This window comes from Actinocorallia populi, assembly GCF_002995495.1.
Classification (GTDB): Bacteria; Actinomycetota; Actinomycetes; order Streptosporangiales; family Streptosporangiaceae; genus Actinocorallia; species Actinocorallia populi.
Map to the genome: position 1 here is coordinate 83053 of NZ_PVZV01000001.1, position 23911 is coordinate 106963.

Annotated in this window: 22 protein-coding genes; 11 read left to right on the forward strand and 11 right to left on the reverse strand. The window is 68.8% G+C overall.

Going from position 1 to position 23911, the window contains the following annotated elements; genetic code table 11:
* Positions 1 to 37 precede the first annotated feature (37 nt).
* On the reverse strand, positions 38 to 919 hold the full coding sequence (locus C2865_RS39140) for a hypothetical protein (protein WP_157963489.1): 882 nt from the start codon (positions 917 to 919) through the stop codon (positions 38 to 40).
* Positions 920 to 1258: 339 nt separating this feature from the next.
* Here C2865_RS39140 and C2865_RS00445 point away from each other — a divergent pair, with 339 nt between their 5' ends.
* The 4 genes from C2865_RS00445 (at position 1259) to C2865_RS00460 (ending at position 6672) form a co-directional block, all read left to right on the forward strand.
* Positions 1259 to 1912 carry a helix-turn-helix domain-containing protein gene (locus C2865_RS00445; RefSeq protein ID WP_110554863.1) on the forward strand — a complete coding sequence of 218 codons (654 nt, stop codon included), beginning with the start codon at positions 1259 to 1261 and terminating at the stop codon, positions 1910 to 1912.
* 222 nt (positions 1913 to 2134) lie between these two features.
* Positions 2135 to 3133, forward strand: a complete 999-nt coding sequence (locus tag C2865_RS40420) for a YDG/SRA domain-containing protein (protein WP_232835266.1) — start codon at positions 2135 to 2137, stop codon at positions 3131 to 3133.
* A gap of 860 nt (positions 3134 to 3993) precedes the next feature.
* Positions 3994 to 5373, forward strand: coding sequence for an ATP-binding protein (locus C2865_RS00455; RefSeq protein ID WP_232835267.1), 1380 nt, complete (start codon positions 3994 to 3996; stop codon positions 5371 to 5373).
* Positions 5374 to 5721: 348 nt separating this feature from the next.
* Complete coding sequence (locus C2865_RS00460; RefSeq protein ID WP_198652798.1) at positions 5722 to 6672, forward strand: erythromycin esterase family protein; 951 nt, start codon at positions 5722 to 5724, stop codon at positions 6670 to 6672.
* Here the strand turns inward: C2865_RS00460 and C2865_RS00465 are convergent.
* From C2865_RS00465 to C2865_RS00475, 3 genes are all read right to left on the reverse strand, one after another.
* A complete protein-coding gene (locus C2865_RS00465; RefSeq protein ID WP_106396285.1) occupies positions 6669 to 7331 on the reverse strand; it encodes a hypothetical protein in 663 nt (220 codons plus the stop codon). The genes C2865_RS00460 and C2865_RS00465 overlap by 4 nt on opposite strands.
* A 337-nt stretch (positions 7332 to 7668) precedes the next feature.
* On the reverse strand, positions 7669 to 8268 hold the full coding sequence (locus C2865_RS00470; protein ID WP_106396286.1) for a superoxide dismutase: 600 nt from the start codon (positions 8266 to 8268) through the stop codon (positions 7669 to 7671).
* A 53-nt stretch (positions 8269 to 8321) separates the two neighbouring features.
* The gene (locus C2865_RS00475; RefSeq protein ID WP_157963490.1) at positions 8322 to 9521 is read right to left on the reverse strand and encodes an ROK family protein; all 1200 of its coding nucleotides are present in this window, start codon (positions 9519 to 9521) and stop codon (positions 8322 to 8324) included.
* A gap of 168 nt (positions 9522 to 9689) precedes the next feature.
* Between C2865_RS00475 and C2865_RS00480 the strand changes: the two genes are divergently transcribed.
* Positions 9690 to 10385 (forward strand): HAD-IA family hydrolase, encoded by a 696-nt coding sequence (locus tag C2865_RS00480; protein WP_198652799.1) that lies wholly within the window; start codon positions 9690 to 9692, stop codon positions 10383 to 10385.
* Positions 10375 to 11598 (forward strand): MFS transporter, encoded by a 1224-nt coding sequence (locus C2865_RS00485; protein WP_106396288.1) that lies wholly within the window; start codon positions 10375 to 10377, stop codon positions 11596 to 11598. The genes C2865_RS00480 and C2865_RS00485 overlap by 11 nt, the downstream gene beginning before the upstream one ends.
* Before the next feature lie 3 nt (positions 11599 to 11601).
* Here C2865_RS00485 and C2865_RS00490 read toward each other — a convergent pair whose 3' ends face one another.
* Positions 11602 to 12165: an RBBP9/YdeN family alpha/beta hydrolase gene (locus C2865_RS00490; RefSeq protein WP_106396289.1), complete on the reverse strand. Its 564-nt coding sequence runs from the start codon at positions 12163 to 12165 to the stop codon at positions 11602 to 11604.
* 54 nt (positions 12166 to 12219) lie between these two features.
* Here C2865_RS00490 and C2865_RS00495 point away from each other — a divergent pair, with 54 nt between their 5' ends.
* On the forward strand, positions 12220 to 12570 hold the full coding sequence (locus tag C2865_RS00495; protein WP_106396290.1) for a MerR family transcriptional regulator: 351 nt from the start codon (positions 12220 to 12222) through the stop codon (positions 12568 to 12570).
* Positions 12571 to 12668: 98 nt separating this feature from the next.
* Here C2865_RS00495 and C2865_RS00500 read toward each other — a convergent pair whose 3' ends face one another.
* The gene (locus C2865_RS00500; protein WP_106396291.1) at positions 12669 to 14153 is read right to left on the reverse strand and encodes an alpha/beta hydrolase; all 1485 of its coding nucleotides are present in this window, start codon (positions 14151 to 14153) and stop codon (positions 12669 to 12671) included.
* Between the two features lie 372 nt (positions 14154 to 14525).
* Here C2865_RS00500 and C2865_RS00505 point away from each other — a divergent pair, with 372 nt between their 5' ends.
* Positions 14526 to 15107 (forward strand): DedA family protein, encoded by a 582-nt coding sequence (locus C2865_RS00505; RefSeq protein WP_232835268.1) that lies wholly within the window; start codon positions 14526 to 14528, stop codon positions 15105 to 15107.
* A gap of 136 nt (positions 15108 to 15243) precedes the next feature.
* Positions 15244 to 16758 (forward strand): serine hydrolase domain-containing protein, encoded by a 1515-nt coding sequence (locus C2865_RS00510; RefSeq protein WP_198652800.1) that lies wholly within the window; start codon positions 15244 to 15246, stop codon positions 16756 to 16758.
* 32 nt (positions 16759 to 16790) lie between these two features.
* Here the strand turns inward: C2865_RS00510 and C2865_RS00515 are convergent, their stop codons facing one another.
* The gene (locus C2865_RS00515; RefSeq protein ID WP_106396293.1) at positions 16791 to 17429 is read right to left on the reverse strand and encodes a response regulator transcription factor; all 639 of its coding nucleotides are present in this window, start codon (positions 17427 to 17429) and stop codon (positions 16791 to 16793) included.
* Positions 17417 to 18589: a sensor histidine kinase gene (locus tag C2865_RS00520; RefSeq protein ID WP_106396294.1), complete on the reverse strand. Its 1173-nt coding sequence runs from the start codon at positions 18587 to 18589 to the stop codon at positions 17417 to 17419. The genes C2865_RS00515 and C2865_RS00520 overlap by 13 nt, the downstream gene beginning before the upstream one ends.
* 137 nt (positions 18590 to 18726) lie before the next feature.
* Here C2865_RS00520 and C2865_RS00525 point away from each other — a divergent pair, with 137 nt between their 5' ends.
* A complete protein-coding gene (locus C2865_RS00525) occupies positions 18727 to 20268 on the forward strand; it encodes an alpha/beta hydrolase (RefSeq protein WP_106396295.1) in 1542 nt (513 codons plus the stop codon).
* A 100-nt stretch (positions 20269 to 20368) separates the two neighbouring features.
* Entirely contained in the window at positions 20369 to 21520 is a 1152-nt protein-coding gene (locus C2865_RS00530) for an FAD-dependent monooxygenase (protein ID WP_106396296.1), read from the forward strand.
* 43 nt (positions 21521 to 21563) lie between these two features.
* Here the strand turns inward: C2865_RS00530 and C2865_RS00535 are convergent, their stop codons facing one another.
* The 3 genes from C2865_RS00535 to C2865_RS00545 form a co-directional block, all read right to left on the reverse strand.
* Entirely contained in the window at positions 21564 to 22142 is a 579-nt protein-coding gene (locus C2865_RS00535) for an MBL fold metallo-hydrolase (protein WP_106396297.1), read from the reverse strand.
* A gap of 147 nt (positions 22143 to 22289) precedes the next feature.
* Positions 22290 to 22940: a SnoaL-like polyketide cyclase gene (locus C2865_RS00540; protein WP_106396298.1), complete on the reverse strand. Its 651-nt coding sequence runs from the start codon at positions 22938 to 22940 to the stop codon at positions 22290 to 22292.
* A 147-nt stretch (positions 22941 to 23087) separates the two neighbouring features.
* Positions 23088 to 23762: a TetR/AcrR family transcriptional regulator gene (locus C2865_RS00545; RefSeq protein WP_106396299.1), complete on the reverse strand. Its 675-nt coding sequence runs from the start codon at positions 23760 to 23762 to the stop codon at positions 23088 to 23090.
* Between the last annotated feature and the right edge of the window lie 149 nt (positions 23763 to 23911).

A 23911-nucleotide genomic window follows, 5' to 3' on the forward strand; every position in this document is an offset into this window, starting at 1 on the left:
TAACCAGCCTGTCCGCAGACAGCGGGGCCTTGGTCTTTCATGCTTGCTTCCTACGTTTGGCAGCGAGGAGTTCGCGGGCCAGCGCGGCCCCACGCTCATAGCCATCGGGATTGGCCGGTCCGGCATCCGGCACGGGCTTGTCCCACGGAGCGCTCCGGGGAACGTAACGACCAGGCTCACTACTGACGGCCTTGGCGATGTAGGTCAGGGGGTTGCGCACCTCTCGACCGTTAAGGACCTGACGACACACTTTCTCCGCCCACGAACGATCTGTGGGCTGTCCGGTGTAATCGCTGAGCAGCGCGACGATCTGCTCGCCGAGGCTCCGGACTTCCTTCACCCCTTCCTCTGCCACACCGGGTACCTGCTGCTGGCCTCCCTCGTCCGGCCTTGATGAAGGGATGCTTGATGGAAGTGATTGATGGTGAAGCCTCTGGCGACTTCCTTCAAGACGTTCAACGCTTCCTTCAACGGCTTGCGACGCTTCCTTCGAAGCGCCAGGAAGGAAGGTCCCAGAGGCTTCCTTCGAAAACGGAAGAAGGAAGCCCCCATCCGCTTCCTTCAACTCTGGGGCGGCTCCTCTCGGACGACCAGACGACGCTTCCTTCTTGAACGGCGGGGCCGAGAGGATCTCGCCGCGCCGGGCGTAGACCCCCGCAGGCACTGATGCCGCATAGACCGATGCTCGCCGGACGGTCGTTCCCCCGGGCCCGCGTCGGGCTCCCCCTCGTTCAATCAAGATCAACCATCCGGCAGCGACCGCACGACGGAGCAGCTTCTTCCACGTCTCCTCATGCGGGCCGAACAGCGCCAACCCTGCGTTACCCGGCCGCACCCCGCCCCCGCTGGTGCCATCCATGAAGACGCCGAGGGCGAGCAACCGAAACCGATCAGCCTCAGGGAAATCGCTCATGAGCATGAGCCGCTCCCATTCGAACCGCCCGACACGGACGGGATCCGTCCTCGTGACGCTTCCACCGGGCTGGGTTTCCGAACCGTCCGGGACCATCAGGCGACCGCCCCTCCGCGCCGCCCCTGCACGTTGAGCGGCGTGATGTCCGACCAGCGGCGATACCAACCAACTCGGCCGTGAACAGGACATCTCCTGCAGCGCCCAAGCGGCCGCCGCCCACCACCCGAAGATGTCTGAGCGACAATTTCAATGCACCTGGCGTCCACGCATGCGAGTGTACTGACAGACACTAGACTCGTGCATGAGACAACCGAAGCTTGCAAGCCGTTGCGCTAATCTGTCGCCATGGCAGATTCGTTGCGCCCGAGCGACGTGACCGCTCTCCGGCTCCGGGAGCTGCGCAAGCGACGAGATCTCACCGTTCAGCAGGTGGTCGACGCGCTAAAAGATCTTGGTGTAACCGAGCTCTCTGCATCTGTGATCACCAATCTGGAGCTGGGACGACGAGACGGCTCCGGGCGCCGTCGCATGGCGCTGGAGGAACTGATCGCCCTGGCCTACGTGCTCGACGTCCCCCCGCTGGAGCTCCTCGCCCCCCTCGGCCAAGACATCAAAGTCACGATCCTCCCGGGCCTGGAAGTCGAACCGTACGAACTACGAAACTGGCTGACAGGCACCGGCCGCCTAGAGAACCGCCCCACACCCGACAACCCAGAAGGCATGCGGTTCTGGAACATCTCCAGCGAACCGATCCGGCTCTACGACCGGTTCACCGAGACATCCAAGAACCTGCACCAAGCCGATCTAGAGAGACGCACAGCCGAGAAGGTCGGCGACCCCCAGCGCATCCAAACGACACGCACGGCCTACGCCGACGCCCTCCAGGCATGGGCCGAAGCACTCAACCAGATGCGCACGGCGGGGATGAAGCCCCCCGCTTACGTCCCCAAGTGGGCCGAGGATGCCCTCGACTTCGGGTTCCTTAGCAGCCAGAGCTGAGCCACGAAGTACGGAGACCTGCCATGTTTCCGCTGGACAGCGGGCACGACGGGAAGACTGGACACCTTCAGATGTAGCCGCCTAGGACAAAGACGCCTTGCCTCAGGTTTCCGATACAGCCAAGTAGTCCAATTTTCCTAGCTAAGCCAATACACACTGATTTCTCCGGTTGATACGGCTATGGTGAGCAGATCCCATGCTGCTGACCCCCGGGGAGCTACGGTGCCGTTCCTGACGTCCGCTGAAGCCATGTTGCTGACGGACAAAGTTGATCTTCAGAGGTTCTGGTCGGGTAGCCCTGGCACCTACAGCCGCCCCAAGGATCGTGGCCCCGTTCCCGGTGTCCCTGTTGGCAGCTTGTTCTCAAAACGAAAAGCCCTCCATGAAGCCCGCGTTCACCGGCCGCTCCAAGCTGGCATTTGTGGGACTGCCCGAGATGGCGCTGAGTCCATCGTGGTATCTGGGGGGTACACCGATGATGAAGACTTCGGCGACTGGATGATTTACACCGGCCAGGGTGGCCGGGATCCCGAAGCAGGGGTACAGATTCGCGACCAGGAGCTCACTCTCGGGAACGCTGCCCTGGTCACCAGCTATGTCTTTGGGCTCTCCGTCCGGGTCATCCGTGGCTCTGCCGGTGATCCGAACTACTCGCCCACCACTGGGTTTCGATACGACGGTTTGTTTGAGGTCGAATACTTCTGGTCAGAGGCGGGCCGGGACGGTTTTCGAGTCTGGCGATACCAGCTACGCCGGATCCCCGAGAGCGATGCCTCGTTTGACTTGAGCTTCCCGCCTGTGCAGGTGATTCCCGCCGGGCCAGCTCATCCGGACGGTAACCAAGCTCCAGACCGGCGTACAACAGTTACCCAGAGGGTCGTCCGAAGCACCCCTGTCGCAGAGTGGGTCAAGAACGCCCACAGCTACAAGTGCCAAGTCTGCAGGGAGCTACTCACCACTCCCCGCGGTCCCTACGCCGAGGCAGCGCATATCCAGCCCCTCGGCAAGCCTCACTCAGGACCGGACACCGTAGACAACATCTTGTGCCTGTGCGCAAATCACCATGTCCTCTTTGACGCCGGTGCTCTGTGGGTGACGCATGACCTCATGGTGGTTAACCACCATGGACAAAAACTCGGCCCCTTGCACACTCAAGACAAGCACCACGTGGATCTGGAGCGCTTGTCCTACCACCGCGCCAAGATCGCGAAGCGCGCGTAACAGCCAACGAATACCGGACAGCTGTGGCAACAAAACACTAGGCTTCTTCTCCATGGGCGACAGCAAGCAGACGGCTTCGGAGTTCGTCTATCAGGGATGGCGCAAAAAGCAGATCCCGGTTCCTCGGATCCCAGGTGCAGCGCCCATCACCGAGGTCCGCTGCACTCCTTACGGAGACTTCTTCATCCGAGGGGTGATCGACACTCCGACCTGTTTCGAAAGAGGACCCATACTCTGCTGGCCCCAGTGGGCCAGGTTCGTACGGGTGGTCGTACCCAAGCAGTACACCCATGTCGAACTCCAACCGGCGTCCAGAAGCTCATCGTTCCCCACCCGCTGCAGGGCTCGCTTCGCGGACCCGCGCGAGTGCGATGAACTCCTGACTTCAGCTTCCGGCCAAAACTGGGACGTTCTCCGCTACCAGGGCCCTCCGGCAACAGCCGTCCTAGAATTCAAGGGCGGTCCAGGACACAGCAACGTCGAACACTTCAGCTTCGATGGAACCCGCAGCACCATGCTCGCCAACAAGCACTCACCTTTCCGGGGCACCATCCAAATACCGGGGCCGGGTCTGATCCAGATCAACCAGGAAGGTCCTTGGCACCTCGAGCTCCAGTCCTAATGTCATGATCAACACGGGTGTGAGTGCTAGCGCTACGTCATCAAGACCATCGGTGTCACCGTCGTGCAAGTCCAAAGTGGCTACGTTGGGCAGAGCCATCCGGTAGAACGGTGCCCCTGTCTTTTGGCAGCGACAAGGACGACCTGTGCAGAAGCCTCAAGAGGTGTTCGATCGGGACCATGAGTGGGGGGCATTGGTCCGATTCTTCACCGACGAGCAGCCTGGGGCGACTCTCGGCGTGGTCTCGGGGCGACTGCGCCAGGGCAAGACCTTCCTCCTCGATGCGGCCTGTCGGGCCGCCGGGGGCTTCTATTTCGGGGCCACCGAGGCCGCCGACGCCGAGTCGCTGCGTCGGGTCAGCGCCGCGCTCACCGAGCACTCCCGGCCCCCGAGCCCGTACCACTTCGCCCACTGGGCCGAAGTCATCGACGCCCTCTTCGCCCTCGGCTCCGAGCGTCCGATCCCTGTCGTGATCGACGAGTTCCCCTACCTCGCGAAGGCCAATCCAGAGCTGCCGTCCATCATCCAGGAGGCCCTGCGTCCGCTGCGCGACCAACGTGTCGCCTCACGCACCCGCCTGCTGCTCTGCGGCTCGGCGCTGACCTTCATGGGCAAGCTCCTGTCCGGCAACGCTCCCCTGCGGGGCAGGTCCGGTCTGGAGCTGATCGTCCGTCCTCTCGACTACCGCCTCGCCGCCGACTTCTGGGGCATCACCGATCCGCGGCTGGCCCTGATGGTCCACTCGATCGTCGGAGGCACCCCCGCCTACCGGCGCGAGTTCGCTCGCGGCGACTCCCCGTCCGGGCCCGAGGACTTCGACGACTGGGTCGTCCGCACCGTCCTCAACGCCGAGACACCGCTCTTCCGTGAGGCCCGCTACCTGCTCGCGGAAGAACCCGACCTGCGTGACACCACTCTCTACCTGTCCGTCCTGGGGGCCGTCGCCGATGGGAACACCACTCGGGGCGGCATCGCCAACTACCTGGAACGCAAGGCCACCGACATCGCGCACCCCATCAATGTCCTCGAAGACGCCGGGTTCCTCCACCGCGACGCGGACGTCTTCCGTGAGAACCGGCCGACCTACCGCATCACCGAACCCCTGATCGGCTTCTACCACGCCGTCATGCGCCCCGTCTGGGACCAGTTGGAACGTCCCGGCAACGCCCGTCGCGTCTGGCAGGCCAGCCGCCGCCGCTTCGTCAGCAACGTTCTCGGCCCGCACTTCGAACAGGTCTGCCGGGAATGGACCCTCCATCACGCCGACCCCGATCTGCTCGGCGGACTGCCCGCCAGGGTCGGCCACGGCACCGTCCACGATCCCAAGACCCGTACCGGACACGAGGTCGACGTCGCCGTCGTCGGTATCGCCGACAATGGGAAGCCTCCCCTGCTCGCCATCGGTGAGGCCAAATGGAACGACACCATGGGTGCCGCCCACCTCCAACGCCTCCACCACATCCGCGACCTCATCACCCTGACCGGCCGTTACGACACCACCCACACCAAGCTGCTCTGCTTCAGCGGAGCAGGCTTCAACGACAAGGCCCGTACCGCGGCCGACGCCTCCTCCGACGTCCACCTCATCGACCTGCCCGCCCTCTACGGCCACCCCTAGCCCGGCCGCACGCTCTGATCGCCGTGGCGCACTCATGTGGAAAACAGCCCGCTGACATTCGCCGCCCTGGCAATTGCCATTGGTGTCTGCACTTCGAGCCGTACCGGCTCTCGTCGGAGCCCTAGGCGGCCGTCAGCACCGCCGTAGCCCCAGAGGTGGCCGTCTGTGGTGGCAAAGACCCGGATACGGCTCGCGGCACAAGCGTGGGTGGCTTCGCGGCCGGATCCCGTCCTCACACCCGTATCGATGTCGGTGGGAACGAGCGCTGCCCGGTGATCGCCCTTGACCTCAACCGAACTTCAAGTTGGAAGATCGTTGCAGCGGAGTACAAAGGACGAGGGGGACGGCATGTCGGTGCGGACGGTGGCTGAATGGATCGAAGAGAACTCCCACACGCTGGCCGGCGGTGAGCCCGACGAACCATTGGAAGATCTACAGCCGTTGGCGCCTCTGGTGCGCGATGCCGAGATCGTGGCGCTGGGTGCCGCCGCGCGGCAGACGCGTGAGTTGTCGGTGGTGGCGCACCGCATCGTGCGGCTGCTGGTGGAACAGGAAGGGTTTCGGACCGTGGCCCTGGAGGGTGACGACGCGGCCCGGCTCGGCCTGGACGTCTATGTCGCCACCGGTGAAGGGGACCCGAGGGAGCTGCTGTCCGGGGCGCGGGTGTTCTGGCAGACCGGGGAGATCCTCGACCTCATCTGCTGGATGCGCTCCTACAACCAGCGCCACCCCCACGACCCTGTGCGTTTCGCGCAGGCCCCGGACAAGCCCGTGCGGCACACGACTCGGCTCGGCGGACTGGCCGCGGTGGAACGGACGCTCGCCGATGATGTGGCCGCGTGGCAGGAGCGTTCGGGTGACAAGGTCGTCTACTGGGGCGGCATGGCGCACACCGCGGTGGGTGACCCTCGCACGGTGTCTCCGTCCCAGCCTCCCGAGACGCACCGCAACATGGGTGGCTACCTGCGCGAACGTCTGGGCTCGGGCTACCGTTCGATCGGGCTGACCATGGCGCGCGGCTCGATCGGCGTGCCCCTTCCCACCCCGAACGCGGGCTTCGTCGACGCCCTTCTCAGCGAGGCCGCCGCGGGCAGAGCGGGGTACATCCTGAACATGCGGGCCCCGCGTCCCGAACCCATCCGTCGCCTCTTGGACGCCCCGACCCGGACGCGGCTGATCGGGCCGTTCTACGACCCGCAGGATGATGCCGCCCATCACCTGTCCGGCGGGTCGCTGGCGGACTGGTTCGACGTCGTCGTCCACACCGAGCAGGTGTCGCCCGCACGGCCGCTGCCCTAGGGCCAGGTGCCGGTGAGGGAGAGGGACTTGTTGTAGGAGCCGGAACCGTTCGAACCCATGAGCTGGTAGGTGCCTTGCGCCGCGGTGCAGGTACCGGGGCAGGACAGGCCGCCGGACTGCCGGATGGGAGAGAAGCCGGTGAAGTCGAGCTGCAGTTCGCTGTTGGAGAGAACCGGGCGGTCGGGGTTGGCGCCGTTGAACCCGTTCGCGTTCAGGGTCGCGCCGTACGTGCAGGTCAGAATAGAGGACATGGTCATCTTGAAACCGGGGATGCGGAAGACCCCGTCCCTGCCGGAGCCGTCGGGGGGAGGGGGTGTCGGGGAGTAGGTGGCGTAGCCGATCCACGGCAGGTCCTGGAAGGCGACGGCGGGAAGGGCGCCGGTGCAGCCGCCGATCATGCCTGAGGTGATGGTCAGCGGGGAGCCGTCGGACTCGATGGTGCCGTACAAGGAGGAAGTGGTGCAGGTGATGTACACACCGTTCCCCATGTGGAACTTCAGGGGCTTGATCAGCGTGGCCTGGATGGGGCCGGAGTAGAGGCTGCCGGGGGCGTCCGCCTCGCGGATCTCGGTGGTGGCGGCGTGGGCGGGGGTGACCGTTCCGGTGAGGGAGAGGACGACGGCACCGAAGACTGCCGCTATTCGCCCAATACGTGACATAAATTGTCCTTTGTCTGTTTCGAAATTATCGTGAACGTAAGTCCTTCCCGAAGGGCGGTCAATGTCCGGGGCTCTTCGATGCCTGGCCGGATCGCGCCCACCGCGGCCACGCCTCTTCGACTGACACGCAGACGACTCACCGGCGGGCACCGTGACCACGAGCTCTTCCGCAGACCGGCCCGCCTGATCCAGGCCGTGGCGAAGTCAAGACGTCATCGGGCGTCCAAGCGCGCTCTCGACAACCTGCGGAAGGAGCGGAGAGGCGGCGCCGACCGGAAAAGCTCGCATCCAGCATGATCCGGCCCGTCCGGGCCGGCGCCGCGGTTCGTGCAGGGCCTCAGCCCTGGACCGCGCTGAAGCGCGCGGCGACGTCGTTCCAGTCGACCAGCGTCCACAGCTTGGCCACGTAGTCGGGGCGGACGTTGCGGTACTGCAGGTAGTAGGCGTGCTCCCAGGCGTCGAACACCAGCAGCGGCGTCGAGCCGATACCGACGTTGCCGTGGTGGTCGTAGACCTGCTGGACGATCAGCTTCTTCCCGATCGGCTCCCAGCCCAGCACGCCCCAGCCCGACCCCTGAACGGTCTGGGTCGCGAAGGTCAGCTGCTTGCTGAACGCCTCGAACGAGCCGAAATCCTCATCGATCGCCGCGGCGAGCTCGCCCTCGGGACGGTCCCCGCCGTCCGGAGAGAGGTTGTCCCAGAAGATCGAGTGCAGCACATGGCCCGACAGGTTGAAAGCCAGGGTCTTCTCCAGCCCGACGAGTCCCCCGAACTGCTCCTTGGCGCGAGCCTCCTCGAGTTGCTCCAGGGTGTCGTTGGCGCCCTTGACATAGGCGGCGTGGTGCTTGGAGTGGTGGAGTTCGAGGATCTCCCCCGTGATCGCGGGCTCCAGCGCCGCGTAGTCGTAAGGCAGGTCCGGCAGTGCGTAAGTGGCCATGATCCCCACTATTGCAAATGACTTGCAACAACGGCAAGCATGCAAGAGAGCTTTTACCCGCCTGGGAATGCGGCGTTCCGCATCTCCTGGACCGGGTCGGCCAGCAGCGGTTCGAAGAGGTGTTCGGCGGCGCCGAGGAGCACCGGCCGGTCGAGGGCCGCGGAGGTCAGTGTCGTCTGGTGGAGCCGTGCCACGATCGAGGCGTGGAGATGCGCCTGGAGGTCGTCTGCGGCGAGGGCGAGGTAGTCGCCGAGGATGCCTGCCAGCACCACGCGGTCGGGACCGAGCACGTTGACCAGGCTGGCCAGTCCCGTGCCCAGGCGGTTGGCGACGTCCCGGACGGCCCGGTGGGCGTCGGGTTCGCCGTCGCGGGCCCGGAGGATGATCGCCCGAGAGCCTGACGGGGCGTCGGGGTGGTCGTGGCCCGTCGCCTTGACCAGCGCGCGTCCGTCGCAGTACAGCTCCAGGCAGCCGCGTTGCCCGCAGGGGCAAGGGGGGCCGTAGAGGTCCAGGACGAGGTGCCCGGCTTCGAGTGTGTGCCGGAGTCCTTCCGTCGAACCGTGTCCGGATACCAGTGCCCCGCCGATGCCGGTGTGCTCGCAGCTCAGGACCAGCAGCGTGGAGGCGCCGCGGCCGGCTCCCCGGCGGAACTCCGCCAGCGCGGTGAGAGCCGCGTCGTTGTGGATCGACACCCTCAGCCCGTCGGGAAGGAAGGTCTCGAGGATCTCGGCCAGGGGCACCTCGGTCCAGCCCAGGTAGAGCGCCGACAGGACGGTGCGGCCGTCGCCGCTGACCACTCCGGCCACCCCGACTCCGACCCCGACGCAGATCCGTCCGGACCTCGTCACGGCGGCTCGGATGCGTTGGGCGACCTGCTGGAGCGAGGACTCCAGGTCCTCGTGGCGCCATGCGACCGGTATCTGCTCCAGGCTCGCGGTGAAGCCCCCCAGGCCGATCACGGCCAGGTCCGCTCCGGACGGATGGAAGTGCACGGCCACCGACACGGGGCCGTCCTCGGCCAGGTCGAGTGTCGGCGACGTCCGGCCGCGGCCCGCCGAATCCCGCTGCGGCGAGGTCGCCTCCGCGCCGACCCGCACCAGGCCGAGGCCCGCCAGTTCCGCGACCGCCTCGCCCATCGCGCTGCGCGCGGTCCCCAGATGCGCGGTCGCCTCCGCCCGGGTGATCGTTCCCCGGCGGTGCAGCAGCGCCAGCAGCCGGCCGGGCGTCGTCGGTCGTTGACCAGGCCTTGTCATGTCCATTCACTCCGGACTATCTTGTTCTTGCAAAGAACATGAACGCGGCCCACCGGCTTCACGGTCCGACGAAGAGGGCGTTCCATCCCACTCGAAGCCTGACCATACGGGTCGGCCGACGTGCCGGGACCAGTCTGCCATCGCATGCGGACCCATGCGGGTGTTTTCATGTTCAAAAACAGAACATTAAAGAAGGAGGTCCCCGGATTGGCCGGGATCGAGGTCACGCTGCCGGGCGCCGCGATGGCGTGCGGCGCGCTGCTGTTCGACATGGACGGCGTGCTGGTGGACTCGCTGGACACCATCGAGCGGCACCTGCACGACTGGGCCCTCGGCCGCGGGCTCGACCCCCGGCACGTCGTGGCCGTGTCGCCCGGACGGACCAACGCCGAACTCGTCGCCGAAGTCGCCCCCCACCTGGACGCCGCCGCCGAAGCACGGCTCCTGCTCGAACGCGAGATCACCGACATCGGCGGGATCGCCGCCTGCGCGGGAGCGGCCCGGATCCTCCAGCGGCTCGACGGGCGGGCGTGGGCCGTGGTCACCTCGGGGCACCGCCCGGTCGCCCTGAACCGCCTGGCCGCCGCGGGCCTGCCGACCCCCGACGTGCTGATCACCGCCGACGACGTCACGGCCGGAAAACCCGACCCGGAGGGCTACCTCGCCGCGGCGCACCGACTCGGCGTCCCGCCCGGCGACTGCGTCGTCATCGAGGACGCCGCCGCAGGGCTCCACGCCGCGCGTACCGCCGGAATGCGGGCCATCGCCATCGAGGACGGGAAGGGCGGCCCGCACGCCCCCTACGACCACGCCGTCGCGTCCCTCGCCCTGCTCGACGTCCGCGTGAACGACCATGCCGCCTGACCCGGCCCGGACCGAGGCGGCGATCCCGCGCTCCGGACTGGCCTCGGTCTTCCTGCTGTTCTTCGTCCTGGGCCTCAGCACCGCGGCCCTGGGAGCGGCGCTCCCCAGCCTGCGCGAGGTCTACGGCCTCGCCGACCAGGAGGGCGGCTGGCTGGTCAGCGCCTACAACCTCGGCGCCCTCGCCACGATCCTGATCTGCGGGCTCGGCAGCCGCAGGTTCGGCCAACGGATCGCGCTGCGCACCCTGCTGGCCCTGTTCGCCTGCGGCTCGATCGCCATGGGCGTCGCCGGCACCTGGGCCGTGTTCTGCGTCGCCACCGTGCTGACCGGCGCCGGGTACGGGGGCCTGGTCCTGTACCTCAACTCGATCGTCGCCCGCCGCTCCAAAGAGCACGGCTTCGTGGTGCTCAGCCTCATCAACGCCGTCTTCGGCGTCGGAGCGATCCTCGGCCCCCTCACGGTGAGCGCGACCGGCAGCCATGCCAGAGCGGTGTTCCTGGTCGCAGGCGTGCTCGCGCCACTCGGCCTGAGCATCGGCAACCTCCCGCAGCCGCCCGGACCCCGCGTCCCCTCACCGAAGGGGACCGCCTTCAGCACGCACCGCTCCCTGATGCTCGCCTTCCTCGCGCTGGGCTTCCTGTACGCGGGGCTGGAGACCGGGATCGGCGCGTGGGAGGCCACCCACCTCGACCGCATCGGGCACTCCGCCGCCACCGCCGCCAGACTCGCGTCACTGTTCTGGGCGGGCCTGTGCCTCGGCCGCTTCCTCATCCCGTTCCTCGCCCGCGGCCAGGCACCCCACCGGATCATCCGGCTGTCGCTGATCGCGGCCACCGGATCCCTCCTGGCCGCGGCGCACCCGGCGGCCGCACCGATCGCCTACGCCATGTGCGGCTTCTTCCTCGCCCCCGTACTCCCCGCGATCCTGAACTGGATAGCCCAGACCGTCGACGACAACCAGTCGGCGAACGCCCTGCTCTTCACCGCCACCATGACCGGCAGCGTCGTGCTGCCGACGCTCATCGACACCGTCGCCCGCCGCTCACCCGCCGAAGCCATCCCCCTGTCCATCGCCTGCATGGCCATCGCCGCGACGGCGACGGCCTTCCTCATCCCCCGCGTCTCGGCCCACGGCCCCAGCGCGCTCGGCAAGGCGCAGAGAGACTCCCCCGAAGGAGAGCCTCCCGAGACCGTAAGTCGGCTCCAGCAGTGAACGTCATGCGATCGCGTCGAGGACGCGAGGGATCGATGTCACCCCGTCGGACGCCAGGAAGTGCCCGGCTCCCGGGACGATCAGCGCTGAGGTTCCGAGCAGGCCGGCAAGCCGGTCCGTGTGGCCCGTAGGAACGTAGGGGTCCTCGTCCGAACGGATGACCGTGAGGTGGTCGATGCGGTCGCTCAGCCCTGTCACATCCAGGCCGTCGCCGATGTAGGAGTCCAGGAGCGGGAGCGCCGGCAGCTTGTCGACGAACCCGGAGACGAGAACGAGGTTGCCGAGACGCCACGGTCCCGTCAGCGAGCGAAGGTGGCGCAGCACCGTGATGCAGCCGAGGCTGTGGGCGACGACGATCGCATCGCGGTCCGGTGTCCCTACGACGGCTTCCACCGCTGCCGTCCACCGGTCGGGATCCGGTGCTTCAGGGTCCGGCAGAGCGGGGACCGTGGTCGGGATACGAGCGTTTTCAAGTCGTTCGGCGAGCCATCCGAACCAGTGGTCATCAGGTGTGGCGCCGTAGCCGTGGAAGATCGAAGCCCGCCGTCCGGTTGCAGTGGATGTCATGCGCTGGACGTTAAGGGTTCACGCCGGCGTGAAGGTCAAATCGCAGGAGGACGAGTGCTGATCGGCGAACTCGCCGAACGAACCGGCGTCAGTGCGCGAGCCCTTCGCCACTACGAGGACCGCGACCTGCTGGTCCCCGCACGCGACGCCAACGGCTACCGGATCTATTCGGAGTCGGACATCCCACGCGTGGCCCAGATCAAGACGATGATCGCCGCCGGCCTGGGAACCGACACCATACGCCGGTACATCGACTGCGCACGGACCGGCGACCACGGCGTTGCGCTGGAGATGTGCCCGGATCTCCGCGCCGAACTGGACGCCCTGGCCACACGCCTCGATGCGCAGCAGAACGCCATCCGAAAGACCAGAGAACGCCTTTGCGCCCTCACCTCCGACCACTAGCGAACGCCCAGCGACCTTGGTTTCGCACCCGCGACAGGCCCCTCACCCGGACGGCCCCCGCCGGGTCGCGCGGGGGCCATCGGGATGAGGGAGGACGGTCAGGAGGGGCAGGTGCTGTCGGCGGCGGGGAGGGCGCCGGTGCGGAAGTAGTCGATGATCGCATCGTCGACGCAGGTGCTGCCGTAGTAGCCGAAGATGCCGTGGGTGGAGGCGTCCAGGGTGATGAGGCGAGAGCTGGGCCAGCGGGCGTGCAGGGCTTGCGCGCTGGCCAAGGTGGTGCGGGTGTCGCCTCGGGCGTTGACGATCAGGGCGGGGGCGTCCGCGGTGATGCTGGTGGGCGCCTCGCGGGGGGCGGTGTTCCAGAAGGCGCACGGTCCGATGTGCTCGACGACCGGGCCCAGGATCGGGGAGCGTCGCCGGGTCGCCTGCACGTCGCGCCAGTAGACCTCGGGGTCGCGGGGCACGGCGACGTCTCCGCACAGGATCGAGGCCTGGACGCTGCCGTAGGCCGAATCGGTGGAGGTGGTGAGGCTGCCCAGTATGGAGAGCAGCTCGTCCGGCGGTGTGACGGGCCGGTGCCGGGCGGCCTGCTGGAAGGATCGGACGGTCTCGGCCAGCAGCTTGCGGGAGGGGTCCCGGTCGTCGGCGATCAGGTTGATCAGAACGACCGGGAGCAGGGTGTCGTCGACCTGGTAGGAGCCGATCTGCAGCGGCTTCCGGGATGACGCCCGCACCAGCCGTTCGACGGTGGCCAGCACCGCGGCGCGGGTGCGGCCGAGGTGGTAACGGTCGTCACGCTCGGCGGTCCAGGCCGACCATTCTCCGAGGACCCGGTCGCTGACGTCCAGGGCGTTCCTGAGCAGCCGGTTGCCGTAGTAGGCGGGGTCCAGCGCGCCGTCCAGGACGATCCGGTCGAGTCGGCCGGGGAACATCTCGTGGTAGACCGCGCCCAGGTAGGTGCCGTACGAGTAGCCCAGGTAGGAGATCTTCTCCTCGCCGAGCGCGGTCCGGACGGCGTCCATGTCGCGGGCCGTGTTCCGGGTGGTGACATGCGGCAGGGCGGATCCGTTGGTGTCCGTGCACCGCTGGGCGAGGTCGCGCTGGAACTCGACCTGTTCGTTGAAGGAGGCGCGGGTGAGGCCTGCCGAGCGGATCCAGGTGCCGGTAGGCCAGCCGCAGTCCAGCGGGGTGCTGCGGCCGACGAACCGGGGGTCCATGCCGACGATGTCGTAGCGGGTCCCGACGTCCTTCAAGGCGTCCCGGATGAACGGCGGTTCGGCCATGGCCTGTCCGCCGGGCCCGCCGGTGTTGACCATCAGGGTGCCGATCCGCCGCCCGGTCGCCTTGATCCGCGACAGGCCCAGGCTGATCTCGTGTCCGCGCGGGTCGGCGTGGTCGAGCGGGACGTCCAGTTCGGCGCACTCGGCTCCGGCCTTCTCCAGCTCGCGGCCCTGCTCGTCGTCGGGTCCGGTCACACATGTTCCCCAGCTCAGTGCCGGTTCGGGGGCGTGCGCGGACGCGGGCACGGACGCCGTACCCGCCAGAGTGGCGGCCAGCGCGGCGAAGGCGATCAGTTTGCGCATGCCGGCGTCCTGGCCGGGGTGGCCATCGGAGGGGCGGGGATCACCAGATTTGCACTGAAGATTCGCATGTCGCCGACGCTACGGATCGCATGCGCGTCGTCCCATAGAGCTGACCCGTGTCTTCGTAGGGGGGCTAGCCTCCGGAACGTCGCACACTGCCGGGGAGGAAGGTCTCGCCTTGGCGAAGGCGAGAACGGCGTGTGAGAGCATTTCCGGCACGGGATGCGTCGTCGGGGTGGGGAACCTGGACACGGCAGGCGTTGCTCGACCGAAGGGGCCGGGGGGATCCGGTGGAGCGGCGGGGGTTCGGTGGGCGGGATCGCGGATTTCATCGGCGGCATCAGTGACCTTCCCTTTCCCGTGGTGGGGGCGGTGGCGGGAGCTCTGGCGTTCGCCGAGTCGGGGCTGGGCGTCGGGTCGGTCATTCCCGGGGAGACGGGCGTGCTGCTGCTGAGTGCCGGGGCCACCGGGCCGGGGCGGTTCGTCGCGCTTCTTCTGATCGTGGCGGTGGGCGTGACGGCGGGCGATCACGTCGGCTACCTGCTCGGGCGGCGTTACGGCGGACGGATGCGGGATCTGGCGGTGGTGCGGCGGCTGGGCGTGCGGCACTGGGACCGCGCCGTCGCGGCGCTGCACCGGTACGGTGCGGCCGCCGTGTTCGTCACCCGGCTGATCCCCGTGGTGCGCACGCTCACACCGGCCGCCGCCGGTGCCGCTCAGGTCCGGTACGGGCACTTCCTGTCCGCCTCGCTGGCGGGATCGTTGTTGTGGGCGGCGTTCTACGTGAGCCTCGGCGCCTTCGCGGGTGCCTCCGCCACCCGGCTGGAACAGCTGCTCGGACGTGCGTCCTGGATCCTGCTCGCCGCCCTCGTCGTGCTCTTCCTGGTGGTCCGCCTGATCCGGCGCGGGAGAACGAAGGCTGCGACGCCTTCACCGCAGGACGCCGAAGGCTGAGCGGCGTCCGTCCGAGCCTCCTTTGATGCGGGCAGGGCTGACGAAAGTCAGGGGTGGCGGCTGGCTTTCGGGTCCTGTGGCGGGGAGTCCGTGATCTCTAGCGTGGCCGACGTCGGCAGGACGATCGGAGTGCGCTGTGGGGCAAGGCAAGAGCTGGTGGCGGATCGCGGGGGCGGCGGTGGCCGTCGTTTCGGCGGTTCTGGCGGGCCCTGGGCCGGTCTCCGCGCTGGACGGGCCGGACGAGGCGGCCGTTGAGGAGGTCGTGCGCGACTTCGCCGACAAGGCGGGGTATCCGGGCATAGTCGTCACGATCACCAAGGGCGATCGGGTGCTCTATGCGGACGGGTACGGGCGTGACTCGTCCGGGGCCGCGCTGACCGCGACGACGCCGGTGCCGGTGGCCTCGGTCAGCAAGTCGTTCACCGCCCTCGCCGTGATGCAACTGGTCGAGGCCGGGAAGGTGAAGCTGGACTCCCCCGTGCGCGACTACCTGCACGATTTCCGGATCTCCGACTCCCGGGGGGCGCGCATCACGGTCCGGCAGCTGCTGAACCAGACGTCCGGGATCAATGACAACACGCTCCCGGAGAAGAGCCTGCCGCAGCCGGATTCACTGGCGGGCACCGTGACACGGGCCCGTGACGCGACGCTGGCCGCCGAGCCCGGCACGAAGTACTTCTACACGAACACGAACTACCACCTCGCCGCCCGGCTCGTGGAGGTCGTCTCGGGTGAGCCGTTCGCGGACTACCTGAAGCGTCATGTGTTCGAGCCCATCGGGATGCAGGACACCACCACCATCGACCAGACCCCGCGCGACCTGCCGAACGGCGTGCGCAAGGGCCACATCTACGCCTACGGGGCGTCGCTCGCCGCCACGGAGCCGAAACGATTCGTCGGCGGGTCCGATGGGGTGCTCACCACCGCCTCCGACCTGGCCGAATGGCTGATCGTGCAGAGCGGTTCAGGTGTGGCGGCGAACGGCGTTCGGCTAGCCTCGGACGCGAGCGTCAAGGCCATGCACACCTCGTCGGACCGACGGTGGACGTACGGGATGGGCTGGGACACCGACCAGGAGGGCCGGGCTCACCACAGCGGCATATGGTTCACCTACTCCGCCGAAGCGCTTCTGCTCCCCGAGGGTTACGGCATCGCGGTCGTCGGCAACAGCGGCATAGGTCTCGGCAACGAGGGCATCGGCCCGCTGGCGAACGAACTGGCCGCCCTTGTGACCGGTGGCGAGCCGTCGTCCGGAGCCCCGGTAAGGCTGATCGTCGACCTGGTGCTGGGCGCTCTCACCCTGCTGAGCGTGTTCCTCGGCGTCCGCAACCTACGGCGTGCGCGGGCCTGGGCCGACCGGTTCCGCACCACGCCGTCCTGGCGGCTCGCCCCGCGGCTGCTGCCCCGGCTCGTCCCCCTGGCGCTGCTGGTGGCCCTTCCCGACCTGCTCGGCCTGCTCGTCGGAGGCGGGCGTGACATCACGTTCGTCCAGCTCTGCTACTACTCGACGGCTCTGGTCGCCTGGACGTCGGTCGCGGCCGCGATGAACATCGGCGTACTCGCCACCCGTGTCGCTCTCCTGGTGCGGTCGCGCCGTCCGGCCGGAGACACCCCTGTGCAGGAGGCGCCGGTCCAAGCCCTCGCGGGATAGGCCCAGAGGACCCGTACATGCGGCTCGTGGGGCTACCGGCGGTTGAGGTAGGCGAGTACGGCTCGGACTCGGCGGTGGCCGCTGTCGTCGGGGGACAGTCCGAGCTTGGCGAAGATGTTGCCGATGTGCTTGTGGACGGCGTTGAGGGTGATGGACAGCCGTTCGGCTACGTCGGTGTTGTCATGGCCTTCGGCCATGAGGGCGAGCACCTGATGCTCGCGGGGAGAGAGATCGGCGAGCGGGTCGCGGTTGAGGAGGAGCTGGGAGATGACCTCGGGATCCATCGCGGTGCCGCCGTCAGCGACACGGCGGAGCGCGTCGGTGAACTCCGCGACCCGACCCACTCTGTCCTTGAGCAGGTAGCCGATGCCTCCGTGGCCGTCGGAGAGCAGTTCCCGCGCGTACTCCCGCTCCACGTACTGCGACAGCACCAGCACCGCCAGGTTCGGGTAGAGGCTGCGTGCCCGCAGAGCGGCGCGTATCCCTTCGTCCTTGAAGGTCGGCGGGAGCCGCACGTCGACGATCGTCACGTCGGGCCGGTGCTCGGTGACGGCGTTTAGAAAGCCGTCGCCGTCGCCGGCGACCGCGACGACCTCGAAGCCTCTGGCCCCCAGCAGCAGTTCCAGGCCGCTGGACAGCAACACGTTGTCCTCGGCGATCACGACCCGCACGGCACCTCCACGACGATCACGGTCGGGCCCCCTGGAGGGCTGGTGACCAGGACATCCCCGTCCAGCGCGAGGACACGGCGGCGGATCCCCGCTATGCCGGTGCCCAGTGTCTCGTCCGCGCCGCCGACCCCGTCGTCCTCGATCCGGAGCGACAACCCGGCGGCGGTCCGCCGGACGTGCACCTCGGCGCGGGTGGCACGGCCGTGCTTGGCCGTGTTGGTGAGTGCTTCGGCGACCACGAAATAGGCGACCGCCTCCACCGCGGCCGGCACCTTGCCCAGGTCACCGGCGTGCACCCGGGTCGGCACACCGCAGCCCGCGGCCAGCGCCGCCAGCGCCCCGTCCAGACCGCGGTCGGCCAGGATCGGCGGGTAGGCGGTGCGGATCACGTTGCGCAGCTCCGTCATCGCCTCCTCTATCCCCTCGTGGGCCTCCCGCACCAGCTCGGTCACGCCCGCGGGGGCTTCGGTGAGCGCCTCACGGGCCACGCCGAGCCGTATCGCGGTGGCCACCAGCCGTGCCTGCACCCCGTCGTGCAGATCGCGTTCGATCCTGCGCAGTTCCGCGGCGTGGGAGTCCAGGGCCTCCGTCCGGGTCCGGGTCAGCACCTCCACCCGTCGGGTGAGCTGCTGGGCGGCCGACGGCGACAACACGGCCAGGCACATCCGGGCGTGTGCGCGGGCCGGCGGAGGGCCACCCCACCAGGCCAGCGCGGTCAGTACGGCGACCTGCAGCGGTGCCGCGGTCAACGCGAGCGGCCAGCTGGTCACCGGGATCCCGCCCAGCAGTTTCGCCTCCCCGGGAGCCACCCACCAGAACGCCGTGGCCCACAGGGCCGTGAGGAGGTTGCCCAGGCACAACAACGCGGCCAGCCCGAACGGGAACGCCGTGACCACGTGGATCGGCAACCACAGCAGGCTCCGGCGCGTGTCCGGGTCGATGCGGAACCGCCGTCGGGGCCCGCTGTGCGAGAGTGCGGGACGGTCCGGGACCGGGACGTCGAGCAGCCGACCGGCGCGTCGTCGATGCCGGTCCGACCAGGCGCGTGCCTGAGCCGGCAGGACGAGCAGCGGCAGCGCGAGAGCGGTGGCGAAGGCGTTCAGCAGGCCGCCGATCAGATAACCCGCGCTGCGCAGTGGCGGCACCCACCGTTTCTGCATGTTCGTTCTCCCCGCCCTCCAAGACCGAACCCTCAGTATTGGGGCATAACGGCCAGCAGGGCACTACAGCGGACTGTAGTTCCGAGCGGCAGCGCGCACCATCCCGTTCCAAAGCCGCCGAACCTAGCTTCACGGTCATGACGACGAAGAAGCCCCACCCGAGACTGCTCCGGCGGTTGAGCGCGTCCGCCGCGGCACTGGTCATGTCGGCCTCGTGCTCCGCCGCGCCCGCCGCCGCGGACGGCCTCGCCTCCTACTACGACCAGCGCGTCACCTGGACCGACTGCCGGCAGGGAGCGGACGACGAGACCGGCGCGGCCCTGGACCAGGCCAGCGCCCGGTGCGCCCAGGTCACCGTGCCGCTGGACTACACCCGTCCGGCGGGCCGGACGATCGAGATCGCCGTGTCGCGGCTGCCCGCCACCGACCGGTCCCGCCGGATCGGAGCCCTGGTGCTCAACCAGGGCGGCCCCGCCGAACCGACGCTCGGCATGCCGCTGGGAACGCGCGCCCACATGGGCGAGGTCGGCGCCCGGTACGACCTGATCGGAGTGGACCCGCGGTTCGTGGGGCGCAGCGCGCCGATCGACTGCGGCTGGCCCACCGGCATCTGGGTCCGGTCGGCCGGGACCGACCGGACCGGATTCGACCGCCAGACCGCCTTCCAGAAGGACCTGGCCGAACGGTGCGCGAGCAGGCACGGCGACGTGCTGCCGTACGCCACCACCCGCAACACCGCCCGGGACATGGACGTCGTCCGCTCGGCGCTGGGCGAACGCCGGATCTCCTACCTCGGCTACTCCTACGGCGCCTACCTCGGCGCCGTGTACACGCAGATGTTCCCGGGACGCACCGACCGGGTCGTCCTCGACAGCGCCGGTGACCCGCAGCGGTACGGGCCCAGGCTGCTGCAGGGCAGCGAACCCGCCCTGGACCGGGCGCTGAACGCCTGGGCGTCATGGGCCGCGGAACGGCACGACGACTACGGCCTGGGCACGAGCCGGAAGGCCGTGCTCGCCACCGTCCGGCAGATCGTCGAGGCGGCGGCGGACCGGCCGCTGCGCGTCGGTTCGTACGAGGTCGACGAGCACCTGGTGCCGTACGTGTTCTCGAAAGGCGTCGGCAGCGACCGGGAAGAGGCCCGCGCCTCGTTCTCGGACACCGTGAAGGTGCTGGACGAAGCGGCGAGGCGGATCACCGTCACGCCGGGCCCGGAGCTGGAAGGGCTCCTGCAGTTCGTGCTCGACGGCGCGAGCTCGCACTACGGCAGCCCGGCGGCCGCGATCATCTGCGGCGACGTCGCCGCCCCGCGCGACCCCGAGGTCTACTGGAACGACATCCAGCGCGACCGGGACCGCCACCCCCTCTTCGGGCCGATCACCGCCAACATCGCCCCCTGCGCCTTCTGGCCCGAACCGCCCCGCGAGACGCCGACCGAGATCGCCAACGACGCCGAGGCGCTGATCGTCTCCACCACCGGCGACACCGCCACCACCTACCGGGGCAGCCTGGCCACGCACCGGGCGCTGACCGGCTCCCGCCTGCTCACCCTGGCCGGGACCATCGCCCACGGCGTGTACGGCGAGTACGGCAACGCCTGCGTCGACGCGAAGGTGAACGCCTACCTCGAGTCCGGAAGGCTGCCCGCCGAGAACCCGACCTGCCGGAACCGACCTTGATCGTCACTACGCGGGCCCCGGCGGGCGGGGTCCGCGGACCGGATTTACGGTGGAGAGAACGCAGGGGAAGCGATTCTCTGCTTCGGCGAGAGGGCCTGTCATGGGTGCGAAGCGTGCCGTCGTGGTCGGGGGCGGGATCGGAGGGCTGACGGCCGCCGCCGCCCTGCGGGTGCGGGGCTGGGACGTGACCGTCTGCGAACGGGCGGCGAGCCTGGACCCCGTGGGGTCGGGGCTGAGCCTGGGGCCCAACGCGTTGCGGGCGCTCGACGCCGTCGGAGTGGGACGGGCCGCTCGGGAACTCGCCGCCATCGACGGGGTGAGCGGGATCCGACGGTCCGACGGGCGATGGCTGGTGCGTGCGGACGTGACGGCGCCGATGATGGAGAGGTATGACGACCTGGCGGTCATCGCGCTGCGGGCCGAACTGGTCGACCTGCTTCTCTCGCGATTGCCGGAAGACACCGTCAGGACCTCGACGACCGTGACGGCCGTGGACCCGGAGACCGGAGCGGTCACCACCTCTGCGGGAGAGCTGGCGGCCGACCTGGTGGTCGCGGCCGACGGAGTGCGGTCGATCATCCGGAAAACGTTGTTCCCCGGCCATCCGGAAGCACGCTATTCAGGTTCTACCACCTGGCGGTTCGTCATTCAGGAGCCCGGACGCGGCTTCCGGACGACCGAGAGCTGGGGACGCGGGGACGTCTTCGGGATCATGCCGTTGAGCGGTAAGCGGATCTACTGCTACGCGAGCGCGGTGGCCCCGGCCGGGCAGACCTTCGAGGACGAGCGGGCCGAGCTGCTGCGCCGGTTCAGCGGGTGGCACTCGCCCATCCCGGAGCTGATCGGCGCCGCGGACCCCGAGAAGATCCTGCACAACGACGTCTACTGGTCCGCGGACCCGCTGCCCGCCTACCACGTCGGCCGTGTCGCGTTCCTCGGGGACGCGGCGCACGCGATGTCCCCGAACCTCGGGCAGGGCGCGTGCCAGGCCATCGAGGACGCGGTCGTGCTCGCCTCTCTCGCCGACCGGACGGACGGGCTCGCCCGCTACACCGCCGCCCGTCTCCCCCGGACCCGGATGGTCGTCCAGAACTCCCACCGGGCCTCCAGGCTCGTGGGACTCCGCTCCCCGCTGGCGACGGCCTTGCGCGACACGCTCATGTGGGGAGTCGGCCGGTTCGGTTCCGCGGCCGTCGTCCGGCAGACGGCGCCGATCTTCGAGTGGAGCCCGCCGCGGCTTTCGGCCGGTTGAGGGTGCCCGCGCGGCCCGCCCGGCGGGGCGGGCCGCGGCGGCTTCAGCGCGGGGTCGACAGGGCCGGGCGGAAGGGCGCGCCATGCCCCGGGACCACCGACGTGGCGAACTCCAGAACGCGCTCCCGCTGCTTGCGCAGCTGTTCGCGGTCGTCGGCGTAGGGGTCGTCGGCGGGGCCTTCGGCCGTCCACCACAGGTGCGTCAGCGCCGCGACGCCGTCGGGCGTGCCGACCAGGGTCGTGATGTCCTGCGGCGTGTGGCCGGGCGTGGCGAGCAGCCGCACGCTCGGGGTGAGCCAGGCGCCTTCGGCGGGACGACCGGTGAACACGTCGCCCTCGATGACGGACTGGAAGTCGTGCACGGGGACCATGGGGAACAACGCGATGTTCACGGTGTGGTCGAGGTGGTGGTGGCTGACGATCACGTCGGTGACGTCCTCCGGTCCGACGCCGAGCTCGCGCATCGGGCGGAGGATGAGGTCGCGGTCGGCGACCATCCCGGGGTCCACGACGATGACCCGGTCCGCGTCGCGGATCAGGCTCACCGTCCCTGCCACGCGCGGGGTGCGTACATAGCCTTCGACGATGACGTCGAGGCGAGCGGTGTGGGCGAGCTCTGTCATGCGTTGCCCACTACCCGATCACACGGGTCGCCACTCTGAGTGCATCATGTGTGTCACTCCGCAGACACATTCACCGGCCGGTCGGGGAAGAAGCCGCCCCGGCCGCCGCGCCTTCGACGTCGCGGCGGGAGGCCGGGGCGGGGCCGGTCAGCGGGAGACCGGGCAGCCGCCGGTGAGCCTGCCGAGGAAGGAGTTCGGGTCGTAGTAGTGCTCGACCTCCAGGAGGCGCAGGTCGTCGGTGACCTTGGCGACGCTGAGGCCGAACATCTCGACGACCTCGCCGGTGGGGGCGAAGTCCTTGTACTCGCCTTCGAAGGTGCCCCAGTGACGCCACTTGAACGCCACGACGGGCGGCGGGGAGAGCACTTCGAGGACCTCCCAGAAGAACCCCATCGGGAAGGCCTGGAGGAAGATCTTGTGGGACGAATCGAAGCTCTCCGAGGACGCCGGGTAGAAGGGGCCGTCCCCGATGAGGATGTTGTAGCTGCCCCGCTCCGCGATGTCGGCGGACGACGCCCAGGGACCGCCGTTAACGTTCGTCCGGAAATGATCCGCGACGACCGAGACCCAGGTGGCGGGGTCCTTCTTGTGGGAGACCTCCATCTCGAAGACCTGGACGATGCTCTCCACGACCGCTTCCAGCGAGCCGGGGACCGGCTGCCTCGTCCGCTGCGCCGGCATGATCTCGTGCGAGTAGTGGTAGTCGGGCGCGCCTTCGCGCCACTGTTCGGGCGAGGCGGCGGCGAGGACCGCCTCCCTGCCCTGCAGCCACAGCGGAGTCTCGGGAGTCGTTGTCATGGCGGGCGGTCCTTCCCGTTGCGGAGAATCTCTCCTGGGCGACGACAGAAGTGAGATTTGCATGATCTTGCCGTGCGCCCGGACCTATCACCAGAAGCCGCCCGCTTCCGGCCAAAACCCCCGAAGGGCAGACGGGGCCGCCGCCCGTCAGCCGGTGATCCTGCCCTGGAGGCCGTCGAGCAGAGCCCGGAGGCCGAACTGGAAGGTCTCGTCGGGCCCGGCCGCGTAGTCGGTGGCCTGGCGGGTCTCGAGGCGGACGCGTAGCCGGGGGAACCGCTCGGCCACCTCGCCCGCCCTGGCCAGGGTCTCCTGGAACAGTTCCTCGGCGTCGCCTCCGTTACGGCCCAGGCGCCGCGTCAGCGAGGCCGTGGCGGAGACCTCGAGCACGCTGCCGAGCACGAACGTGAAGACGGCGGCGACCGCCCGGTCGGCCGGGTCGCCGCCGAAGCCGCCCTTCTCGTACACGGCGAGGCTGCGGTCGTCGTAGCGCGCCTTCCCCTCCCCGTAGAACAGGTAGGAGCCGAACGCCTGCACCAGCCAGGGATGCCTGCTCAGCATCGCGTGCAGGCCGGTGGCCAGCGCGGTGGCCGCCGCCCGCCAGTCGGCCTCCTCGGGGTCGGGGAGCTCGATCTCCTGCCAGACCCGGTCGCCGGCGAGCAGGACCAGGTCGTCCTTGTTCTTGACGTGCCAGTAGACCGCGGTGGCGGCCGCGTCGAGCCGCTTGCCGAGACTCCGCATGTTCAGGCCTTCCAGGCCCTCTTCGTCGAGCAGCTCGATCGCGGTCCGGACGATCTGGTCCTTGGTCAGGGAGTCGCGTGGCATGCGTCGACTCTAGGCCGACCGCAACCGACCTGCACTAAGTTCAGCGGGCCGCGGAACCCGGCCCGGGAACGAAGCCCTCACCACCCGCAACCCCTTCTTCTGGCACACATCGGCCACCACCCAACCAAGACGGCAGGACACGCGTCATA